Annotated in this window: 19 protein-coding genes; 5 read left to right on the forward strand and 14 right to left on the reverse strand. The window is 58.5% G+C overall.

Annotation, left to right across the window (positions count from 1 at the left end; genetic code table 11):
- Positions 1-175: 175 nt before the first annotated feature.
- From J7394_RS16870 to J7394_RS16920, 11 genes are all read right to left on the reverse strand, one after another.
- A complete protein-coding gene (locus J7394_RS16870; protein WP_209254702.1) occupies positions 176-1,405 on the reverse strand; it encodes an acyl-CoA dehydrogenase in 1,230 nt (409 codons plus the stop codon).
- Positions 1,406-1,531: 126 nt separating this feature from the next.
- The gene (gene phoB, locus J7394_RS16875) at positions 1,532-2,221 is read right to left on the reverse strand and encodes a phosphate regulon transcriptional regulator PhoB (RefSeq protein WP_209254704.1); all 690 of its coding nucleotides are present in this window, start codon (positions 2,219-2,221) and stop codon (positions 1,532-1,534) included.
- 12 nt (positions 2,222-2,233) lie between these two features.
- Positions 2,234-2,941 (reverse strand): phosphate signaling complex protein PhoU, encoded by a 708-nt coding sequence (gene phoU / locus J7394_RS16880; RefSeq protein WP_209254707.1) that lies wholly within the window; start codon positions 2,939-2,941, stop codon positions 2,234-2,236.
- Positions 2,942-2,957: 16 nt separating this feature from the next.
- Positions 2,958-3,755, reverse strand: coding sequence for a phosphate ABC transporter ATP-binding protein PstB (gene pstB / locus J7394_RS16885; RefSeq protein WP_209254708.1), 798 nt, complete (start codon positions 3,753-3,755; stop codon positions 2,958-2,960).
- 13 nt (positions 3,756-3,768) lie between these two features.
- Positions 3,769-5,100, reverse strand: coding sequence for a phosphate ABC transporter permease PstA (gene pstA, locus J7394_RS16890; protein ID WP_209254711.1), 1,332 nt, complete (start codon positions 5,098-5,100; stop codon positions 3,769-3,771).
- Positions 5,097-6,569, reverse strand: a complete 1,473-nt coding sequence (gene pstC, locus J7394_RS16895; RefSeq protein WP_209254713.1) for a phosphate ABC transporter permease subunit PstC — start codon at positions 6,567-6,569, stop codon at positions 5,097-5,099. The genes pstA and pstC overlap by 4 nt, the downstream gene beginning before the upstream one ends.
- Positions 6,570-6,656: 87 nt before the next feature.
- Positions 6,657-7,697, reverse strand: a complete 1,041-nt coding sequence (locus J7394_RS16900) for a substrate-binding domain-containing protein (RefSeq protein ID WP_209254716.1) — start codon at positions 7,695-7,697, stop codon at positions 6,657-6,659.
- A gap of 184 nt (positions 7,698-7,881) precedes the next feature.
- Complete coding sequence (locus J7394_RS16905; protein ID WP_209254718.1) at positions 7,882-8,928, reverse strand: ATP-binding protein; 1,047 nt, start codon at positions 8,926-8,928, stop codon at positions 7,882-7,884.
- Positions 8,929-8,949: 21 nt separating this feature from the next.
- The gene (locus tag J7394_RS16910) at positions 8,950-9,474 is read right to left on the reverse strand and encodes a gamma carbonic anhydrase family protein (RefSeq protein ID WP_209254720.1); all 525 of its coding nucleotides are present in this window, start codon (positions 9,472-9,474) and stop codon (positions 8,950-8,952) included.
- Positions 9,471-10,112 carry a guanylate kinase gene (gene gmk / locus J7394_RS16915; protein ID WP_209254723.1) on the reverse strand — a complete coding sequence of 214 codons (642 nt, stop codon included), beginning with the start codon at positions 10,110-10,112 and terminating at the stop codon, positions 9,471-9,473. The genes J7394_RS16910 and gmk overlap by 4 nt, the downstream gene beginning before the upstream one ends.
- A 17-nt stretch (positions 10,113-10,129) precedes the next feature.
- Positions 10,130-11,020 (reverse strand): YicC/YloC family endoribonuclease, encoded by an 891-nt coding sequence (locus J7394_RS16920; protein ID WP_209254726.1) that lies wholly within the window; start codon positions 11,018-11,020, stop codon positions 10,130-10,132.
- 242 nt (positions 11,021-11,262) lie between these two features.
- Between J7394_RS16920 and J7394_RS16925 the strand changes: the two genes are divergently transcribed.
- Positions 11,263-11,949 carry a PAS domain-containing protein gene (locus J7394_RS16925; RefSeq protein WP_209254730.1) on the forward strand — a complete coding sequence of 229 codons (687 nt, stop codon included), beginning with the start codon at positions 11,263-11,265 and terminating at the stop codon, positions 11,947-11,949.
- Positions 11,950-12,003: 54 nt separating this feature from the next.
- Here the strand turns inward: J7394_RS16925 and J7394_RS16930 are convergent, their stop codons facing one another.
- Positions 12,004-13,374 (reverse strand): class II 3-deoxy-7-phosphoheptulonate synthase, encoded by a 1,371-nt coding sequence (locus tag J7394_RS16930; protein ID WP_209254733.1) that lies wholly within the window; start codon positions 13,372-13,374, stop codon positions 12,004-12,006.
- A gap of 168 nt (positions 13,375-13,542) precedes the next feature.
- Between J7394_RS16930 and J7394_RS16935 the strand changes: the two genes are divergently transcribed.
- Positions 13,543-14,547 carry a GlxA family transcriptional regulator gene (locus tag J7394_RS16935; protein WP_209254737.1) on the forward strand — a complete coding sequence of 335 codons (1,005 nt, stop codon included), beginning with the start codon at positions 13,543-13,545 and terminating at the stop codon, positions 14,545-14,547.
- A 6-nt stretch (positions 14,548-14,553) separates the two neighbouring features.
- Here J7394_RS16935 and J7394_RS16940 read toward each other — a convergent pair whose 3' ends face one another.
- Both J7394_RS16940 and J7394_RS16945 read right to left on the reverse strand, forming a co-directional pair.
- Positions 14,554-15,081 carry a GNAT family N-acetyltransferase gene (locus J7394_RS16940; protein WP_209254741.1) on the reverse strand — a complete coding sequence of 176 codons (528 nt, stop codon included), beginning with the start codon at positions 15,079-15,081 and terminating at the stop codon, positions 14,554-14,556.
- 80 nt (positions 15,082-15,161) lie between these two features.
- Positions 15,162-16,262, reverse strand: a complete 1,101-nt coding sequence (locus J7394_RS16945) for a PQQ-dependent sugar dehydrogenase (RefSeq protein ID WP_209254744.1) — start codon at positions 16,260-16,262, stop codon at positions 15,162-15,164.
- Between the two features lie 151 nt (positions 16,263-16,413).
- Here J7394_RS16945 and J7394_RS16950 point away from each other — a divergent pair, with 151 nt between their 5' ends.
- From J7394_RS16950 to J7394_RS16960, 3 genes are all read left to right on the forward strand, one after another.
- Complete coding sequence (locus tag J7394_RS16950; protein ID WP_170487138.1) at positions 16,414-17,595, forward strand: ABC transporter substrate-binding protein; 1,182 nt, start codon at positions 16,414-16,416, stop codon at positions 17,593-17,595.
- Positions 17,596-17,722: 127 nt separating this feature from the next.
- Complete coding sequence (locus tag J7394_RS16955; protein ID WP_170458187.1) at positions 17,723-18,511, forward strand: ABC transporter ATP-binding protein; 789 nt, start codon at positions 17,723-17,725, stop codon at positions 18,509-18,511.
- A complete protein-coding gene (locus tag J7394_RS16960) occupies positions 18,508-19,338 on the forward strand; it encodes an ABC transporter ATP-binding protein (protein WP_209254747.1) in 831 nt (276 codons plus the stop codon). The genes J7394_RS16955 and J7394_RS16960 overlap by 4 nt, the downstream gene beginning before the upstream one ends.
- The last annotated feature ends 2 nt before the right edge of the window (positions 19,339-19,340 follow it).

Raw genomic sequence — 19,340 nt, forward strand, 5'->3', positions numbered from 1 at the left:
CCCGCAAAGCCAGCCAGGGCTGCGATATATGAGGTCTCCGCCCTGCCAGGCTTTGCTCTCCTCAGCGCAGTATAAGTGACATTTCTAATTTGCAGACCGGGTGACATTTCTACTTGGTTGCAACACGTATTAGTGTTGCCCTAGATCAAACCCTACACCTAACCGCCTTTAAGACCTAGAAAAAAGCCTGCAGCCCGGTTTGCGCACGTCCAAGGATAAGAGCGTGAACGTCATGAGTGCCCTCATAGGTGTTCACAGTCTCCAGATTGACCATGTGGCGGATGACCTGGAATTCCAGCGAGATCCCATTGCCGCCGTGCATGTCACGGGCCATGCGCGCGATGTCCAGCGCTTTACCGCAGTTGTTGCGTTTCACGATTGAGACCATCTCGGGCGCCGCTTCAGCCTGATCCATCAGGCGACCGACGCGCAGGCTTGCTTGCAGAGCCAAGGCGATTTCGGTCTGCATGTCGGCCAGTTTGCGCTGGTACAGCTGTGTTTGCGCAAGCGGTTTGTTGAACTGCTTTCGGTCCAAACCGTATTGCAGCGCTGCATGCCAGCAATGTTCGGCTGCACCCATCACGCCCCAGCTAATGCCATAGCGCGCGCGGTTCAGACAGCCGAACGGACCCTTCAGCCCTTGCACATGAGGTAGCAAAGCGCCCTCGCCCACCTCGACGCCATCCAGCACGATTTCTCCGGTGATCGAGGCTCGCAGGCTGAGTTTGTTTTCAATCTTCGGCGCAGAAAGACCGGGCTGACCCTTGTCCAAAACGAACCCGCGGATCTTGCCGTCATGCGCGTCCGATTTGGCCCAGACCACGAAGACATCCGCAATTGGCGCGTTCGAGATCCACATCTTGGTGCCGGTCAGGCGGTATCCGCCGTCGATCTTTTCGGCCCGTGTTTTCATGCCTGCGGGGTCAGACCCGGCGTCAGCTTCGGTCAGGCCGAAACAGCCGATCCATTCGCCCGAAGCCAGTTTCGGCAGGTATTTGCGGCGCTGCTCCTCGGACCCGTAGGCATAGATCGGGTACATCACCAGCGAGCTTTGGACCGACATCATCGAGCGATAGCCGGAGTCCACGCGCTCAACCTCGCGCGCGACCAGGCCGTAGGACACGTAGCCGCTGCCGAGACCGCCATATTCCTCGGGGATCGTGGTGCCCAGAAGGCCCATCTCGCCCATTTCACGGAAGATCTCGGGGTCGGTTTCTTCGTTCTGAAACGCGGCGGTGGCGCGCGGTTGCAGCTTTTCCTGCGCATAGGCGCGTGCGCTATCAGCGATCATGCGTTCATCTTCTGACAGCTGGTCGGACAGACGGAACGGATCGTCCCAGGAAAACTTACCCAGATCCGGCGCATCTTTTGCGCGCAAAGTCGGTTTGGTGGCAGGGGCGTTCATCGGGTGTCTCCGGTTTGTCTGAAGTCGCTCGCACAGTAACGTGGCACTTCACGGAAAAACAGCAAGAGTTTGACACCCGATTATGAGTAAATGTCATGGGTCAGGGGCCGGCACCCCCTTCCCTTTTTATCCCAAGGCGTACCCTGCCCCGCGCACAGTCCGCACAGGATCATTGCCGCCATGCTGGGTCAGCGCTTTGCGCAAACGGCCGATATGCACATCGACCGTACGGGTGTCGACATAGATGTCGCGGCCCCAGACCCGGTCCAGCAATTGCTCGCGGCTCCAGACCCGGCCGGGTTTTTCCATAAAGGTGCTTAGAAGGCGGAATTCGGTCGGTCCCAGTTTCAGCGAATGGCTGCCACGGCTGACCTTGTGGGTCTCGGAATCCAGTATGATATCGTCGAATTCCAGGCGAATACCCACCGTCGCTGGGCGTACACGGCGCAATTGGGTCCGCACCCGAGCCATGAGTTCCACGACTGAGTATGGCTTGACCACATAATCATCCGCGCCGGTCTCAAGCCCACGCACCTTGTCGACCTCTTCCGACCGCGCTGAGAGCATGATGATCGGAATAGAACGGGTGTCGGGCCGCGTTTTCAGACGTCGGCAGACCTCGATCCCGCTGAGGTTGGGCATCATCCAGTCCAGAACGATGATGTCCGGGCTGTCCTCGTCTACCAGCAACAGCGCCTCGTCACCGCTGGCCGCCTTTGAGACCCGAAAGCCTTCGGCCTCGAGGTTGTAGGCCAGCACTTCACGCTGGGCGAGCTCATCTTCGACCACCAGAACCGTTGGTTGATCTACAGACATGGGAGGCGTCTCCTAGGCGGTTTGCGACGTTATGTCGGCCTTGGGGCGCGACTCGGTCGGGCGCTCGCCGGTGACCAGATACACCACCTGTTCGGCAATCGCGGTTACATGGTCGCCCATGCGCTCGATGTTCTTTGCGATGAAATGCAGGTGCATGCAGGACGAAATGCTACGCGGATCCTCGGCCATGAAGGTCAGGAATTCGCGGAACAGGCCGTTATACATCTGGTCCACCTCCTCATCGCGGTCGATGACATCGGCGGCCAGTTCGGCGTCCCGTTGAATATAGGCATCCAGCGCGTCGCGCAGCATGACCTCAACCTCGCGCGCCATCCGGCGCAGCGCCGAGGCACTCCCGTTGATCTCGCCCGAGTTCACCAGCACCGTGGTCCGCTTGGCGATGTTCTTGGAATAGTCGCCAATCCGTTCCAGGTTGGCCGATACCTTCAGTACCGACAGCACCAGCCGCAGGTCGCTTGCCGTCGGTGCGCGCAGAGCGATCAGGCGGGCGGTTTCCTCGTTGATGATATCCTCGAGCGCGTCGATGGCTTTGTCGCCCTGACGCACCTGCTGGGCGAGTTCCTCGTCCCGCGTTTCTAGCGAGCGGGCGGCGCCCATGATCGCGGCTTCGACCAGACCGCCCATCTTCATGATATGTGCCTGGATCGCTTCGAGATCGCGGTCGAAGACAGAGGCAATATGTTGTTCTGAATCGTTCATGTCGGAATACCTGTGCTCAGCCGATCCGGCCGGTGATGTAGCTTTCGGTGCGCGGGTCCACCGGGTTGGTAAAAATCTGTCCTGTTTCGCCGAACTCGACCAGGTTACCTAAGTGGAAAAAGGCTGTTTTCTGGCTGACACGCGCGGCCTGCTGCATTGAGTGAGTCACGATGACCACCGAATACTGAGCGCGAAGTTCGTCAATCAACTCTTCGACCTGGGCAGTCGCAATCGGGTCCAGCGCCGAGCAAGGCTCGTCCATCAGAAGAACTTCGGGTTCTGTCGCCACGGCACGGGCAATGCACAGGCGCTGCTGCTGACCGCCAGACAGGCCGGTGCCCGGAGCGTCCAGACGATCCTTAACCTCTTCCCAGATCGCACCGCGACGCAGGGATTTCTCGACGATCTCATCCAGTTCTGCTTTGTTCTTGGCGAGACCGTGAATGCGCGGGCCATAGGCGACATTGTCATAGATTGACTTCGGGAAGGGGTTGGGTTTCTGGAACACCATCCCGACCTTGGCGCGCAGTTGAACCGGATCAACGCGTTTGTCGTAGATGTCTTCGCCGTCAAGTTTGAAGCTGCCCTGTACCCGAGCAACATCGATTGTGTCGTTCATCCGGTTCAGACAGCGCAGGAACGTGGATTTACCGCAGCCCGACGGACCGATGAAGGCTGTGACAGTCTTGTCTTCGATATCGACATTCACATCTTTGATGGCGTGAGTGTCACCGTAAAAGACTTGGCAGTCCCGGCACTCCAGCTTGATTTCATTGGTATCCACTTGTCTCTCCACTCGTGACATGTCGTTCATGGGTCTGCCCTTCTTACCAGCGGCGTTCAAAGCGGCGGCGCAGAATGATTGCGATGATGTTCATTGTCAGCAGGAAAATCAAAAGGATGATGATCCCGCCCCAAGCTTTTTCGTAGAACCCAACGTCTGCGCGCGCGGCCCAAGTGTAAATCTGGGCGGGCATGGCTGAGTTTGGTTCGGTGAACCCGGCAAGAAATCCGTCTGGGTAGCCACGGGCAACAAAGCCCACCATTCCGATAAGCAACAGCGGAGCGGTTTCCCCCAGCGCCTGCGCCAGTCCGATAATGGTACCGGTCAGGATACCGGGCGCGGCCAGCGGCAGAACGTGATGGAACACCGCCTGCATTTTGGAAGCCCCTACCCCAAGTGCGGCATCACGGATCGACGGCGGAACCGCCTTCAGCGACGCCCGGGTCGAGATGATGATCGTCGGCAAGGTCATCAAGGTCAGTACCAGACCACCGACCAGCGGTGCCGATTGCGGCAGGTGCATGAATTGAATGAAGACAGCCAGACCAAGGATACCAAACACGATGGAAGGAACCGCAGCGAGGTTCGAGATATTCACCTCAATCAGATCGGTAAACTTGTTTTGCGGCGCGAATTCTTCCAGATAGATCGACGCGGCCACGCCAATTGGCAGCGAAAGCGCCAGAACCACCAGCATCATGAAGAACGATCCGACAACCGAAGCACCGATGCCGGCGCCGCCAGGGTTGTCCACGCCCGAGTCTGCCCCGGTGATGAACGGCCAGTTGAATACCTGTTTGATGATACCCGCTTCCTTAAGTGCATCGACCAAATCCAGATCGCTTTTTTGGAGGAAGCGACTATCCTGAATGGTGTCGCGCGACACCCGGCCCTTAAAGTATCCATCGACGCGGCTTGAGGCTGCTAGATCAAACTCGATAGGTTCGCCCAGTTTGTCCGGGTTATCCGCATAGAAGGTTCGGATGGTTCCGCCAACTTTACCCAGTAGACGCTCAATTGCCGCTTCGTCGAAATCGACTTGGAGACCGCTTTCATCAAGCTCCTTGTTCAGAGCAGCAATGAACAGGTCCGAATAGGCTTTGGTCTTGAACAGCGTGCTTTCGGCCTCTTCCTGCTCTTGCTGGGTCAAGGTGAAGTCAACGCTGACAACAGTCCGGGTGAAGGCAGGAATACCCTCGGACAGGATCGATGCGAACAGGACGATCAGGAAGAACAGACCGGTCGCGATGGCAACGATACCATAGGCACGGAAGCGTTTTTCTGCCTTTGCGCGTTTTCGGGTCCGCGCATCATATGCAGTCAGGGAAACAGCTTGGCGACCCGTTTCTGGGGTTTGCATGCTTGTGTCGGTCATTCGTACTGCTCCCGGTACTTGCGCACGATGTAAAGGGCAAAGACGTTCAGGCCCAGCGTGACAACGAACAGTGTCATGCCAAGCGCAAAGGCAACCAGCGCTTCTGGCGAGGCAAAGTCTGCGTCGCCGGTCAGCTGGCTTACGATTTTTGCGGTTACGGTTGTCATCGCCTCAAACGGGTTCAGGCTAAGCCGAGCGGCTGCCCCTGCCCCCAGAACCACGATCATGGTCTCACCAATAGCACGTGAGGCTGCCAGCAGGATCGCACCCACGATGCCCGGTAGCGCGGCAGGCAGAACCACCTGACGAATGGTCTCGGACTGCGTAGCGCCCAGGCCGTAGGACCCGTCACGCATCGCTTGTGGTACAGCGTTGATGATGTCGTCTGACAGCGACGAGACAAACGGGATCAGCATGATGCCCATCACCAGACCGGCCGTCATTACGGCCGTACCAGCCTTCATCCAGCCTAGGCCACCATCCCCGAACACACCCAACAGAAGTGGGCCGACAGTCAACAAGGCGAACAGGCCGTAAACGATCGTTGGGATACCAGCCAGAACCTCCAGCAAAGGTTTGGCAAAGGCACGCACTGCGGGTGAGGCATACTCGCTGAGATAAATCGCAGCAAACAGGCCGATTGGTACAGCCACCAGCAAGGCGACAACCGAAATATACAACGTGCCCCAGAGAAGCGGGAGGATACCAAGATCTGACGCCCCACCCCGGCCCGAGAAACTGGGAGCCCATGTGGTGCCGAAGAAAAAGTCAGATGCTGGGTAGAGCCGGAAGAATTCCCATGTGTTGAAGACCAAAGACAAGACGATGCCGATCGTTGTCAGGATCGCGATAGATGCAGCCGCAAGTAGCAGAACGCGAATGCCCTGCTCGACCACATTGCGTGCGCGATAATCAGCGTTGGTTTGCACCAAGCTGATGGCGGCCCCCGCCAAAGCAACAAGGATCACGGCAATTGACATGATCCGATAGCCGCTCGAATTCATGATCCGGTAGCTTTGAGCCCCGCGGAGAACCGTTTGTGTGATATTCGATGTTACAACTTGACCCGCGTCTTTTAGGCGCTGCGTCATATCCGTAAAATCTGCGCGCGCGTTACGGGCCACATCCTCGGTCAGCGCGCCCTGCGCGACCGCGTTGTCCAGACCCGTCGCCGTCCGGCGGACTTCGGCCAGCACCAGACCCCGAGACGATCCTTCTTTGATCGCGGTGTCGGGGATCATACCAGAAACCTGAGAGTTCACGTAGATAGGTTGAACTAATAGCCAGATCACCAGCAAACCAAATGCTGGAACAATTACTTTAAGCGCTACATTCGCGCCGTAAAATGCAGGAAGGGAGTGCAGGTTTCGGCTGTCGCCGCCAGCGCTTTGAAGCGCGCGAGATCGGCCCAGCACATAACCGACCAAAGCGATCGCAACAACGATCAAGAAAAGCCAAAGTATCGGCATATCACCCCCACTGGTCCGCTTGGGAATTCAAAAGTAGCAAGGGGGCGGCGACAATGGCCGCCCCCGGCATTTAGACCGATGTCAGGCTTAGCTGCCCGAACCCATGGTAACTTCGTTGGCAATCGCTTCCTGAGTTTTTGCCAGCTCAGGGTCAGCAACGAGGCCGTAGTTTGCCAGCGGGCTTGTCGGACCGGCGATTTCGTCAGCGACGAAGAACTGAGCGTATTCTTTCAGGCCAGGGATCACGCCGATGTGGGCTTTCTTCACGTAGAAGAACAGCGGACGCGATACAGGGTATTCACCGGTCGAGATGGTCTCGGTCGACGGTGCGATACCGGACATGGTCGCAACTTTCAGCTTGTCTGTGTTGTTCTCGTAGAATGCCAGACCGAAAACACCGATACCGTTCGGGTTGGTGTCGATACGGGCCAGGGTCTCGGTGTAGTCACCGTCGATATCGACCGATTTACCATCGGTGCGCACATCCAAACATGCATCTTCTGCGTCATCTTCGCTCATGCCGCCAGCAATCATTGCTTCCATCGCGCCAGTTGCTTCACAGCCGATCAGCAGAACTTTTTCTTCGAACACTTCACGGGTGCCGTGCTTGGTGCCGGGGATGAAGCCCGCGATTTCAACGTCAGGCAGGTCGCCGTTGAACTCGGCCCAAGTGTTGTATGGGTTGTCGACGATCTCGCCGTCTTTCAAAACCTTCGCGCCCAGAGCGTTGAAGATGTCCGAAGGCTCGAACGCGTTGAAGGCAGGGCCAGACTGCTGGCTTGCAAAGACGATGCCGTCGTAACCGATACGGACTTCCATGATGTCGGTCACGCCGTTTTCGGCACAGGCTTTGATTTCTTTCTCACGGATAGCGCGCGACGCGTTTGCAACGTCGATGGTGTTCTCGCCAACGCCTTCGCAGAAACGTTTCAGGCCAGCCGACGAACCGCCGGATTCAACAACAGGTGTCGGGAAGTCGGTGTTTTCACCAAACAGTTCCGCAACGATCGAGGCATAAGGCAGAACGGTCGACGAACCGGCAACCTGAACGTTGTCACGCGCAGCAGCAGCAGTGGCCGAGACAGCAGCGATAGCCAGCGCAGAAGCCGACAGTTTTACAAAGGACATTTCAGTCTCCCTGAGGATTGGGTTTTCGATCACCCCCATGATGATCTTGCGCGAACCACTAGGCCCCGTGCGTAAGGCTTTTGTGACAGGTACGTAACAGTTTTATGACAAGCTGCGTTTTTCTTGCGTCCTGCCGTCATAATTCTTTTGGCTCGGCCGTGATGACTTTACGGATACCCGCCCTTCAGCGCGGTAAAATCACCGTAAAAACAGTACCTTTACCCAAATCGCTTTCCACCCGAAGCCGTCCACGGTGACGGTTAACGATATGCTTCACAATCGCGAGTCCAAGCCCGGTTCCGCCCAATTGGCGCGATCTGTGACTGTCGGCGCGATAGAACCGCTCGGTGAGTCGCGGCAGGTGAACGGAATCAATGCCGGGGCCATGGTCGATGATCTGCACCCGTACGGCAGGCCCACGCATGGCCGTGTCCCTCTCTGAGGCTGTCACGCGCAACTCGACACTGCCGCCGCTGCCACCATACTTGATCCCGTTCTCGACCAGGTTGGTAAACACCTGACGCAGCTGATCGCTGTCGCCGGTCATGGTCACCGGATCCTCAGGCGCATCAAGCGTCAGCACAACCTCGGCGTCATCGGCCAGAGGGCGCAAAGAGTTCAGGGTGGATTGCAGCAGGCCGGTCAGTTCCACTTCCTCTTTCGGGCGCACGCGTTCTTCGCTTTCGACCCGGTTGAGCGACAGCAGATCGCCGACAAGGCGGTTCATGCGGTTTGCCTCATCCGTCATGATCTGCAGAAATCGCTCACGTGCGGCGGCGTCATCTCGCGCCGGGCCGCGCAGGGTTTCGATGAAACCCATCAAAGCGGTCAGAGGGGTGCGCAGCTCATGACTGACATTGGCGACGAAATCGCGGCGCATCTGGCTGGCTTGTTCCAAATGCGTGATGTCCTGAAAGATCGTCAGCACCGCCCCGCCCGACACCGCGCCAATGCCCTTCATATAGCGGCAGATCACCTCGAATGTCATATCCTGCGCGCCATCGTTCGAAAGGTGCCGCGTTTTGGCCGGACCCTTGCTGCGCAGGCTTTGTTCGATCGCTTCAATGACCTGAGGCTGCCTGAGGATCGTCGCAAAGTGGCGGCCCGTGATGTTCTGGCTCAGCAGGGTTTTGGCGTCGGTATTGGCGGCGATGATCCGCTCGGTCTGGTCGACCAGAAGCGCGGGCATCGGAATGGCCGATACATATTCTTCCAGAAGGTTCTCAGCCATGTTCGTTTGGTTTCCTGCCGCTTAAGCCAACGGTTTCAGGGTATCCCTGAATTTGCGCATGTTCTGCTGGTAATGCAGCGCGCTGAGTGTGATCCGCTGGGCCGCGGCCTCATCCAACTGCCGCACCACCTTTCCCGGAGATCCCATGACCAGCGAGTTGTCGGGGATCTCTTTATTTTCCGTGATCAGCGCCCCTGCCCCGATCAGGCAGTTCTTGCCGATCTTCGCGCCGTTCAGAATGATCGCCCCCATCCCGATGAGAGAGTTCTCACCGATCGTGCAACCATGCAGCATGACCTTGTGCCCGATTGTGCAATTCGCCTCGATGGTCAGCGGAAAACCAGGGTCGACATGCATGACGCAGTGTTCTTGTACATTGCTACCCGCGCCGACGTGGATTTCTTCGTGTTCGGCCCGGATCGTGCAGCCAAACCAGACCGATGCGCCCTTTTCCAGCACCACCCTGCCGATCAGATTGGCGTCCGGCGCAACCCAGGTGTCTTCGTGGATTTGGGGTGTGTGATTTCCCAGCGCGTAGATGGTCATGACTGCTCCTCGAATTCCATCTGCAGGGTGCGGACGTGGTTTTGCAGTTTCGGTTGCTGAATACGACGCATCCGTTCGGCGCTGACGATGGTTTTCAGTTTTTCCTCTGTCGAATCCAGATCGTCATTCACCAGCACATAGTCGTAATAGCCCCAGTGGCTGATCTCATCCCAGCTTTTCAGCATGCGCTTGCCGATCACATCGGCGCTGTCCTGAGCCCGGCTCTCCAACCGGCGGCGCAGTTCGGGGATCGAAGGCGGCAGGATGAAAATCGACAGCGCGTGTTTGCCGAGGTCCGAGTTGCGGATCTGCACCTCGCCCTGCCAGTCCACGTCAAACAGCACATCCTTCCCGGAATCGATGGACTCGCGCACCGGTCCGGCGGGAGAGCCATAGAAGTTGCCGAAGACATGCGCGTGTTCCAGCATTTGCCCATCGGCCACCTGCTGTTTGAATTCGTCTTCCGACAAGAAGTAGTATTCGCGGCCATGTTCCTCACCCGGTCGCGGCGCACGGGTCGTGGCCGAGACCGAGAATTCGAGGTCGCTATCCCAGGCCATCAGCCTGCGGGCCAAGGTGGACTTACCCGCGCCCGAGGGGGATGACAGGATGATAAGGAGGCCTCGGCGATCTGCCATGTCAGTTCTTCCTACTGTTATTCAACGTTTTGTACCTGCTCGCGCATCTGGTCGATCACCGCCTTCAACTCCAACCCGACCGATGTCAGATCGGCGCTTTGCGCCTTGGAGCAAAGGGTGTTTGCCTCGCGGTTGAACTCCTGCATCAGGAAATCCAGCTTGCGGCCAACCGCGCCATCCTGCGCCAGAAGGTCCCGCGCGGCGGTGACATGGGCGCTGAGACGGTCGATCTCTTCGGTGATGTCGGCCTTGACGGCGATCAGGGCGAGTTCCTGCGCCACTCTCTCTGGCTCAACCCCTTGGGCGTTGTCCAGCACGCGGGCGAGGTTTTCGCGCAGCGCCTCGGCCATCTTGTCTTTGCGCTGTTCCGCCAGTTCGGCGGCCTTCGCGGTCAATTCCGCGACCTGATCCAGCTGAGAGGCCAGGATCGCGGCCAGAGCTTCGCCCTCGGTCTGGCGCATGTCGAGAAACGCCGCCAGAAGTGGCGTGAATTCGGTGGTCATCTGCGCGACCAGCGGGGCTGGATCGTCTGCCTCGGCCCCCGCATCCAGCATGCCTTTGAGAGTCAGCAGATCACTCGCCTTGGAGGGGGCCAGTGCTATCCCCTTTGCCGCGGCCATGGCCTGTGTCTGTTGCAAGGCATCCAAGGCTGCCGACATCGCAACCGTGTTCAAGGCTAGATCCGGCTGGGATTCGTCCCGGCTGATCCGCAATGACAGGGTCACATTGCCCCGGCTCAGCGATTTGGACAGAACGGCCCGCAACGCGGCCTCAAGCCCGGTCAGCCAGTCGGGCACGCGGATGCGCATGTCCAGCCCCTTGCCGTTCACGCTGCGCAGCTCCCATGTCCAGCTATGGGGGCCGAACTCTCCCTTGCCCGAGGCGAACCCGGTCATGGATTTGATCATCACTGCCCTTTCCATCGCTGTCTGTCTTCGTGTCTGCCGCACCTAATGCCATTGCCCGGTGCAGAGCAAGAGTTTGCTGAGACCGCCTCTGTCCGACAGAAGTTAACCATTCGTTAAAGAATTGCTCCAAAATTGACTCAACCCGTGTCAATCATGTGTCTAGCTCGGTCGTTTGGCCGAAAATGCCTCCGATATGTTGCATTTTATGAAAATGACGGTGATTAGGCGCTAGGGTGATGAAAATGAAAACCTTTTTTGGGACTGGCTCGAAGTCCAAACTTGGAAAGATTGTCGCAATGGATCGCTTTGACAGCGGGCGCAGCCTCTCACCGATCCGTCAGGCCGAGGCCTACTGGACCGCGTTGCTTGACGGAAATGGGGTGCCTATGCGGTCGCAGATTGATCCGCGCGGGCTTGAGAATATTCTGGAATTTACCTTCATCCTTGAGCGGATTGCGCCCGGTCTGGCCCGGTTTCGCCTTGCGGGTAGCCACCTGAATAAGCTGGCCGGGATGGAGGTGCGCGGCATGCCTCTGACCGCGTTTTTCGATCCCGAGGCGCGTAAGGCAGCCACGAATGCGCTGGAGCAGGTCTTTGCCAACCCCGCCATTGCCGAATTGGATATGGTGTCGAGCGGTGCATTTGGGCGCGCCCGGATGCAGGCGCGGATGTTGCTTTTGCCGCTGAAAAGCGATCTGGGGGATGTCAGCCGCGTTATGGGCGTCATGGTCAGTGACGGCGCGATCGGAGCGACACCGCGCCGATTCTCGATCCAAGACACCCGGATCAAACCGGTGAGCGAGGTTCAGGTCCCGGCCAAGCCAAAGCTGGAAGTCACAGACGGTTTCGCTGAGGGCTTTGCTGAAGACAAGGCCGAGTTCCAGCGCCCCAAAGGGCACCTCAGGCTGGTTGCATCGCGCGACGATTGATCCAAAGAAAAACGGCGGGCCAAGGACCCGCCGTTTTCTTTGATCTTATAGACCTCAGCTTGCTTCGCGCTTGGTACGATCGCGGCGCAGGTTGGTCAGTTCTTCGGCGACCAGGAAGGCCAACTCCAGCGATTGCGACGCGTTCAGACGCGGGTCGCAGGCAGTGTGGTACCGGTCCGAGAGGTCCTCTTCAGTCACGGCACGTACGCCACCGGTGCATTCAGTGACGTCCAGACCAGTCATCTCGAAATGCACACCGCCGGGGATGGTGCCTTCGGCCTGATGCACACCAAAGAAGTCGCGCACTTCGCGCAGAACCGAATCGAACGGGCGGGTTTTGTACCCGGTGGCCGATTTGATCGTGTTGCCGTGCATCGGGTCGCAGACCCAAGTGACCTTGGCGCCCTCTTCCTTGACCGCTTTGACCAGGCGCGGCAGATGCTCGCCCGCCTTGCCTGCACCGAAGCGGGCGATCAGGGTCAGACGACCCTCTTCGTTTTCGGGGTTCAGTCTGGACATCAGAACCTTGAGGTCCTCGGCCGTTGTGGTCGGGCCACATTTCAGACCAATCGGGTTCTGAACGCCCCGGCAGAATTCCACATGCGCGCCATCGGGCTGACGGGTGCGGTCGCCGATCCAGATCATGTGACCGGAACCTGCCAGCCAGTTGCCCGAGGTCGAATCCAAACGGGTCAGCGCCTCTTCATATTCCAGCAGCAGCCCTTCGTGGCTGGTGTAGAACTCAACGGTCGAGAACTCATGCGTCGTCTCGGCGGTGATGCCCGCCGCGCCCATGAAGTCGATCGTGTCCTGAATGCGGTCGGCAATCTCGGAGTATTTCTGAACGTCCTGTTCATCCGTGAAGCCCAGCGTCCAGGAATGCACACGGCTCATGTCTGCGAAACCACCGGTCGAGAACGCACGCAGCAGGTTCAGCGTGGCGGCTGCCTGCGTGTAGGCCTGCAGCATCTTGGACGGATTCGGAATCCGCGCCTCGGGCGTGAAGGCCAGCTCGTTGATGATGTCACCGCGGTAGCTGGGCAGTTCAACGCCATCTACAACCTCGGTCGGTGCGCTGCGTGGTTTGGCGAACTGGCCGGCCATGCGGCCCACTTTGACCACCGGCACCTTGGCGCCATAGGTCAAAACCATCGCCATTTGCAGCATCACTTTGAACGTGTCACGGATCGCATCCGCGCTGAATTGTTCAAAGCTTTCAGCACAATCCCCGCCCTGCAACAGGAAAGCCTCGCCGCGACCGGCGGCACCCAGATGTTGCTTGAGACGCCGCGCCTCTCCGGCAAAGACCAGCGGGGGATACTGCGAAAGCTGCGCCTCGACTTTGGCAAGTGCTGCCGCGTCGGTATAGTCTGGCATCTGAACCCGGGGCTTGTTGCGCCAGTTCGATTTTTGCCATTCGGTCATAGCCTTGATCTCCGCTGATAGTATTCAGGTGGTCTCTATACAAAAAGCCGGGAAGAGAGACCATATCCGATTTGCGGCTCTTGACGTCGTAAACAAGCTTTGATCATGGTATCTGTCAAATCATGCGCGCCTAGGGCGCATCGGCCACCGAATCAAGGACAAAAACCCATGCAAGAACAACGCCAAGTTGTCAAAGTCGACGGTAACGTCGACAAGCCGATCAATTTTGTATTTGTGTTATTGGATGGATTTTCGCTTTTGTCCTTTGCGTCGGCTTTGGACAGCCTGCGCATTGCCAATCGTATGGCTGATAGGCCCGTCTATACATGGTCCCTGATCGGTGAAGGTGGTGACATGATATCGTGTTCCGCGGGCACGAAGTTCAAGCTGGACCAGGACCTGATCGAGCTGCAGCGTGATGACATCGTTCTGATCTGTGGCGGGGTCGAGGTTAAGACCGCAACCACCAAGAAGATCCTGAACTGGATGCGGCGCGAGGCCCGCAAAGGGCTGCGGATCGGTGGCTTGTGTACGGCAGCCTATTCGCTTGCCAAGGCGGGGCTGCTGGAGGGTAAGCGAGCGACCATCCACTGGGAAAACTCGGACAGCTTCATTGAAGAGTTCGACAATGTGGAACTGACTAAATCCGTGTTTCAGGTCGACGGCAACCGGATGACCACCGCGGGGGGCACCTCATCCATTGATCTCATGCTGAAGCTGATCGCGAATGACTATGGCGAGGGTCTGGCCAGCGCCGTAGCCGATCAGATGATCTATTCTTCAATCCGCACGGATCAGGACACACAGCGCTTGTCGACGCCCACTCGGATTGGGGTCCGACATCCGAAGCTGAGCCAGGTCATCCTGATGATGGAAAAGAACATCGAAGAGCCGATCTCGCCTTCGATTCTGGCCAAGGATGTCGGCATGTCGACCCGGCAGCTGGAGCGTCTGTTCCGCCGCTACCTGAGCCGCTCACCCAAGCGCTATTATATGGAGTTGCGACTGCACAAAGCCCGCAACCTGCTGATGCAGACGGATATGAGTGTGATCAACGTGGCTCTGGCCTGCGGTTTTGCCTCGCCCAGCCATTTTTCGAAATGCTACCGCGCGCACTACAACACGACGCCCTATCGAGAGCGTGGGGCACAGTCGGGGCGGCTGTCCGTCTGACGCGGACTAAAGGGTCTTTTCAAAATAGTGCAGATGGGGTCTCAGCATCGGCTGATCCAGATAAGTCGTCGTCTCAATGGGTTCGGACAGTTCGACAAATCCCAGTTTCGGATAGAGGTCCCGCATTTCGACATTTGGCGTAAGCGTATCGGCCACAAGGCGCTTTAACCCCAGTGCGCGGGCCGCCTCCTCTCGGGCTTGTATCATGGCTCGCCCCGCACCCGTGCCGCGCGCGGCTTCGGTCACGAACACGCGTTTCAATTCGCCAGTGTCCTGATCCAGCCGTTTCATCATGCCACAGCCGATGATCTTAGCCGCGCTGTCTCGTGCCAGAACCAGGCACCCGTTTGGCGGCAGATAGTCTTTTGAGTGCGCCCAAAACTCGGCCAGCGCGCTTTGCGGTGCAGCCTGGTCGATGTCAAACCCCATGGCTGTCATGCGCTCTACGATCAACGCATAGTATTGGGACAGGATGCCGTTCAACTCATCCTGATCCGGCAGCGTGTCACACATTTCAATCGAAAAGTCGGACAATGGATCGTACCCTCAGATGGTTTCTTGACACAGGATCAAGCTCGGTTAGGCGGCAACAGTCAAGGAGGGCGAGCACTGACCTACCTATCCGGGGAAAGCCGGAAAACCGCGCCATTGCCTACGGAAATGAACCAGATCGACCCGTCCGGGGCCTCAACGATGTCCCGGACCCGTTCAGTTTCGGGGCCTTTGATCTGTTCGACCTCGCGCAGTGGGTTGCCGTCAAGCCGGGAGATATAGTCAAACTTCAGCGATCCCACGAAGATGTCGCCCCTCCATTCCGGCCAGAGCGCACCGGAATAGACCATCAAGCCCGAGGGCGCGATGGAGGGGTCCCAGTAGTGGCGCGGCTGTTCCATCCCTTCTTTGGCAGTGCCTTCGCCTATCGCTTTGCCCGAGTAATGCTTGCCATAAGAAATGACGGGCCAGCCGTAGTTCAGCCCCGGTTGCACGAGGTTGACCTCATCCCCTCCGCGCGCGCCATGCTCGGATGTCCAAAGACGCCCCTGCGCGTCCAGATCGGCGCCCTGAGGGTTGCGGTGCCCGTAGGACCAGATCTCGGGCCGAATATCCGCCTGTCCGACAAACGGGTTGTCTGCAGGAACCGAGCCATCGCGGTTGATGCGGATAATCGACCCGATTGGGTTTGAGCGGTCCTGAGCCTGCGGTCGATCCCCCCGATCCCCGATGGTGACAAACAAGCTGCCGTCTTCCGCCTCAACCACCCGGGAGCCAAAGTGACGCCCGCCCGAGCCTCCGGGCGTGGCCTCGAACAGGATGCGCGTGTTGGTCAGGCGTTCGCCGTTCTCAGACAGGCGCGCGACGGCCAGTGCGGTGCCAGCCCCAGTGCTCTGAGGTTTCGAGAAGGTCAGGAAGACCTCGCGCGTCTGTGGGAAATCCCTCGGGATGGTCACATCCAGCAAACCGCCCTGCCCTCTGGCGGCTACTTTCGGAACCCCCTTCACGGTTTGAGATTTCCCGTCCGACACATAAAGCAGATCGCCATCCCGTTCGGTCACCAAAAACGATCCATCGGGCAGGATGCCAACGGCCCATGGCGCATCCAGCCCTTCGATCATAGGGTCGATCTGAACCGGGCCTTGGGATGTCTCAAGCTCTTCTGCGCAGACGAGACCCGCGCTGAACACCAAGGCAAGAATCGCAAAGGGTCTGGGCGTCATGGAACTTCCTTTCGGACTGACAGCGTTATCACCATGAGAACAAATAGGATTGTGGAGCGTAAAAACACGATTGCGTTAGGACTTTTCTTTTCCGGATTGCTTGCCTAGGGTCATGCGCAGAACGAATACGTTCACAATAGGGAGTAACCATATGAAAAAGCTGCTGACTGCAACTGCAGCCTCCGCTCTGCTGGCGGGTACCGCAATGGCCGATGACGTCAAGCTGGGCGTTCTGTTCGGCTTCACCGGCCCGATTGAATCGCTGGCACCTGCCATGGGTTCGGGTGCCGAGATGGCGATGGCCGAAGTCACCGAATCCGGCAAGCTGCTAGACGGCGCAACCGTGACCGCAACACGCGCGGATACCGGCTGTATCGACAACGGCCTGTCCACGTCGAACGGCGAGCGCATGATCGCTGACGGCGTTGCTGGCATCATCGGCGGTGACTGCTCGGGCGTCACCGGCGCGATCCTGCAGAACGTCGCGATCCCGAATGGCATGGTGATGATTTCGCCATCGGCCACCTCGCCCGGTCTGTCGACCATGGAAGACAATGGCCTGTTCTTCCGCACCGCGCCGTCTGATGCGCGTGAAGGTCAGGTGATGGCCGACATCCTGAACGACCGTGGCATTAGCTCAATCGCTCTGACCTACACCAACAACGACTACGGCAAGGGTCTGGCGGATGCGATCCAGTCCTCGTTCGAGGCTTCGGGTGGCGAAGTGACCATCGTCGCAGCGCACGAAGACGGCAAGGCCGACTACTCGGCTGAAGTTGGCGCTCTGGCCTCGGCCGGTGGCGACATTCTGGTTGTCGCGGGCTATCTGGACCAAGGCGGCCTGGGCATCATCCAGTCGGCTCTGGACAGCGGCGCGTTTGACACGTTCGGTCTACCGGGCGGCATGATCGGTGACTCGCTGCCTGCCAATGTCGGTCCGGACCTGAACGGCTCGTTCGGTCAGATCGCTGGTTCGGGTGGTGAAGGTGCTGAGAAGTACTTTGCCATGGCCGAAGCGGCGGGTTTCGACGGCTCTTCGCCCTACTCGCCTGAATCCTATGACGCTGCTGCCTTGTTCATGCTGGCCATGCAGGCCGCAGGTTCGACCAACCCAGCGGACTATGGCTCCAAGATCATGGACGTCGCCAACGAACCTGGTGAGAAGATCTATCCGGGTGAGCTGGCCAAGGGTCTGGAACTGCTCGCTGCTGGTCAGGAGATCGACTATGTCGGTGCCTCCGGTGTTGAGCTGATCGGCCCCGGTGAAAGCGCGGGTTCTTACCGTGAGATCGAAGTCACCGACGGCGAGAACAAAACCGTCAACTTCCGTTGATCCAAGGTAAACAGTCATAAAAACAAGCAGCCCGGGCCTTGTGTCCGGGCTGTTTCAATGACAAAAGCCCGCACCATTCGCACAGGGATGTGGCAACAACGCCGGAAAACGGCGGCTAGGGGAAAAGATGATCGTCGTCGAAGACGTGCATAAGCATTTCGGCGGGTTTCATGCGGTGGACGGGGCATCGCTGGAAATCCAAAAGGGCTCGATCACCGGTCTGATCGGACCGAACGGGGCCGGAAAAACCACTTTGTTCAATGTGATCGCGGGCGTCTTGCCTCCAACCAGCGGCAAGGTGGTGATGGATGGTGAGGATATCACCGGCCTGCCCCCGCATGAGCTGTTTCACAAGGGCCTGCTGCGTACCTTCCAGATCGCGCATGAGTTTTCCTCGATGACCTGCCGCGAGAACCTGATGATGGTGCCCGGTGCGCAATCCGGGGAATCGCTTTGGAACACATGGTTCGGTCGCAAACGGATTGCTGACGAGGAACGCGCGCTGCGAGCCAAGGCTGATGAGGTGCTGGAGTTCCTGACCATCGAACACCTGGCCGATCACAAGGCGGGTCAGGTCTCGGGCGGGCAGAAGAAGCTGCTGGAGCTTGGTCGCACCATGATGGTCGATGCCAAGATCGTGTTTTTGGACGAGGTCGGCGCGGGTGTGAACCGTACCCTGCTGATGACCATTGGCGACACGATCCTGCGTCTGAACAAAGAACGTGGCTATACTTTCGTCGTTATCGAGCATGACATGGATTTCATCGGCAAGATTTGTGACCCCGTCATTTGTATGGCCGAGGGCAAGGTGCTGGCCGAGGGGACATTGGACGAGATCAAAGCCAATGAACACGTGATCGAGGCCTATCTGGGCACCGGCCTGAAAAACAAAGACAAGCTGGAGGCCGGGGCGTGAGCGACAATCCTTATCACGACGACAAGGGCAACAAAGACGCGTCGATCACGAACACGCATGGCGTCGGCACCATGACCCCGGCCCATCGCAAAAGCGGCGCAACACAAAAGGTCGATGGTGGGCCGTTTCTGATCGGCGACACGATGACAGGTGGTTACGGCAAGGGGCCGGATATTCTGCACGACTGCACCATCGCCGTCGACAGGGGCGAGATTGCAGTCATCGTCGGGCCCAACGGCGCGGGCAAGTCAACTGCGATGAAGGCCGTTTTCGGAATGCTGGATGTGCGTTCGGGCGCGGTTCGGTTGGACGGCGAGGATATCACCGCGCTCACGCCACAGGATCGGGTGATGCGTGGGATGGGTTTTGTGCCGCAGACCTCGAACATCTTCACCTCGATGACGGTGGAAGAGAACCTTGAGATGGGTGCCTTTATCCGCCGGGATGATTTCTCGGACACGATGGAGCAGGTCTACGAGCTGTTCCCAATCCTACGCGACAAACGCGATCAGGCGGCCGGAGAGCTGTCGGGCGGTCAGCGCCAACAGGTCGCTGTGGGCCGCGCGCTGATGACTCAGCCTAAGGTTCTGATGCTGGATGAGCCGACCGCGGGTGTCTCGCCCATCGTGATGGATGAGCTGTTTGACCGGATCATCGAGGTCTCGCGCACTGGGTTGCCAATCCTGATGGTTGAACAGAACGCCCGTCAGGCCTTGGAGATCGCGGACAAGGGATATGTGCTGGTTCAGGGGCGGAACGCCTATACCGGCACGGGCAAAGAGCTGCTGGCCGATCCTGAGGTTCGTAAGAGTTTCTTGGGGGGGTGAGG

This window comes from Ruegeria sp. R13_0 (assembly GCF_017743995.1).
In the GTDB taxonomy this organism is placed as follows: Bacteria; Pseudomonadota; Alphaproteobacteria; order Rhodobacterales; family Rhodobacteraceae; genus Ruegeria.